Source organism: Streptomyces sp. WELS2 (assembly GCF_013870595.1).
Classification (GTDB): Bacteria; Actinomycetota; Actinomycetes; order Streptomycetales; family Streptomycetaceae; genus Streptomyces.
Genome location: NZ_JACBWZ010001086.1, coordinates 1 through 1,803, shown reverse-complemented (window position 1 = coordinate 1,803; position 1,803 = coordinate 1). Strand labels below are relative to the sequence as shown.

Sequence of the window (1,803 nt, the reverse complement as noted above, 5' to 3'; positions counted from 1 at the left end):
CGGTGAAGGCCTGCGGCACCCTCCGCACCTCGGTGACCAGGACCTCGAGGCCGGCCGCGCGCAGGGCGTCGAGGTCGGCGGCGCGGTTCTCCTCCTCGTTGGCGATCACCAGGTCCGGCGCGAGGGAGACGATCCGGTCCACCCGGGGGTTCTTCGTGCCGCCGATCCGGGTGGCGTCCAGGCCGGCCGGGTGGGTGCACCAGTCGGTGGCGCCCACGAGGGCGCCGGGCAGCGTCACCGCGACGGCCTCGGTCAGGGACGGGACCAGCGAGACCACCCGCGTCACGGCGCCGCCTTCCGCCCGCCGCTCAGCGGGATCTGGTCTGGACGGCCTCGATGTGCTCGGCGACCGCCACCACGATGATCCGGGTGTCCGGGACCGTGGCCCGCCAGCGGTGCCGGACACCGCCGGTCAGATACAGGGTGTCGCCCCGGCCGAGGCGGTAGGCGCGGCCCTCCGCCTCGATCTCCACCGCGCCGTCGGCGACGTACATCAGCTCGTCGTTGCGGTGCTGGAGCTCGCGGCCGGCGTCGTGGTCGCCGGTGAACTCGGAGGCGTGCAGCTGGTGGTGGCCGCGCACCAGGGCGCGGGTGCGCGGGTCGAAGTCGCCCTCGGCGACCGGCTCGGCGCGCACCACGTCCACGCTGGCCGCCGGGTCGGCGGCGGCGAGGAGTTCGACGGCCGTGGTGCGCAGGGCGTCGGCCAGCTTCTCCAGGGAGGTGCTGCTCGGGCGGGCCCGGTCGTTCTCCACCTGGCTGAGGAAGGGCACCGACAGGCCGCTGCGCTCGGCCACGACGGCGAGGGTCAGTTCCAGCGCACGGCGGCGCCGCCGGACGGCCGCGCCCACCCGCACGGGCTGCTGCTCTTTGTGGTCGCCCATCGCTCCGGCTCCCTCCCTCACTCGTCGTACCGCTGTCCGGGTGCCCGTTACGGGGCGCCCCTCTTCTGATGACTTCTCTGCACCCTACGCATGTTCGGCAAACCGTTTCACGTGCGCGCGGCAGGACGGTGTGGTCAGGAGCGTGCGGCGGCGTCCAGCAGGGGGCCCAGTTCCCGTACGGCGGTGGTGAGGGGGCCGGTGTCCTGTTCGGCCCGGGCCAGCAGGATCGCGCCCTCCAGGGTGCTGATCATGAGGGTGGCCAGCGGCTCGGCACGGCCGGCGGGCACGCCGAGGTCGGTCAGGGCCGCGGCGAGCGGCGCGCGCCAGGCCGTGAACGCGGCGGCGGCCGCCCGGCGGGTCGCCTCGGCCGAGGTGGCGCAGTCGACCGTGGCGGCGGCGACCGGGCAGCCCGCAGCGAAGCCGTCCGCCGCGTACTCGTCGGTCCACTGCGCGGCCATCGCCGCGAACAGTCCGCTCGGTGTCGGCCCGTCCAGCCCGGCGAGGAAGCGGGCGATCCGCTTGCCCGCGTACCTCCCGGCCCACTCGACCGCCTCGTTGACCAGCTGTTCCTTGCCGCCCGGGAAGTAGTGCCCGAGGGAGCCGCGCGGAGCGTCGGCGTGCGCGGCGACCTCGCGCATACCGGTCCCGGCGACCCCGTGCCGCCGGATGAGCTGGGCCGCGCTGAAGACCATCCGCTCCCGCGGTCCGGGCCGCGTCTCGGTCATGCGTCGCCTCCGCTTCCTCCCCCTCGGCTTCCTCCGCCGTCAGCCTATGACCGCCGTCATAACCGGCGCTACTATGACCGCTGTCATAAGCGGCGCGCGGCGCGGAGGGCGGCCCGGTCATGAACGTCGGATTCATCGGTCTCGGGGTGATGGGCGGCCCCATGGCCCTGCGCCTGGCGCGCGCCGGCATCCCGCTG

The 1,803-nt window shown here is 74.8% G+C and carries 4 protein-coding genes; 1 reads left to right on the top strand and 3 read right to left on the bottom strand.

Annotated features, from left to right (window positions below; translation table 11 throughout):
- The 3 genes from H5J33_RS33890 to H5J33_RS33880 all read right to left on the bottom strand — a co-directional run.
- Positions 1 to 286, bottom strand: a 286-nt coding sequence (locus tag H5J33_RS33890; RefSeq protein WP_309485558.1) for a helical backbone metal receptor, incomplete at its 3' end; no start/stop codon positions are given.
- A 22-nt stretch (positions 287 to 308) separates the two neighbouring features.
- Positions 309 to 881, bottom strand: coding sequence for a helix-turn-helix domain-containing protein (locus tag H5J33_RS33885; RefSeq protein ID WP_181798504.1), 573 nt, complete (start codon positions 879 to 881; stop codon positions 309 to 311).
- Between the two features lie 134 nt (positions 882 to 1,015).
- Positions 1,016 to 1,606, bottom strand: a complete 591-nt coding sequence (locus tag H5J33_RS33880; RefSeq protein WP_181798503.1) for a TetR/AcrR family transcriptional regulator — start codon at positions 1,604 to 1,606, stop codon at positions 1,016 to 1,018.
- 119 nt (positions 1,607 to 1,725) lie between these two features.
- On the opposite strand from H5J33_RS33880, the gene H5J33_RS33875 reads away from it, so the two are divergent.
- A partial coding sequence (locus tag H5J33_RS33875) for an NAD(P)-binding domain-containing protein (RefSeq protein WP_181798505.1) occupies positions 1,726 to 1,803 on the top strand: 78 nt, incomplete at its 3' end.

Excerpts from the sequence above, each read along its gene's own strand:
- H5J33_RS33885 (WP_181798504.1), bottom strand. The coding sequence starts at position 881 with ATGGGCGACCACAAAGAGCAGCAGCCCGTGCGGGTGGGCGCGGCCGTC.
- H5J33_RS33880 (WP_181798503.1), bottom strand. The coding sequence starts at position 1,606 with ATGACCGAGACGCGGCCCGGACCGCGGGAGCGGATGGTCTTCAGCGCG.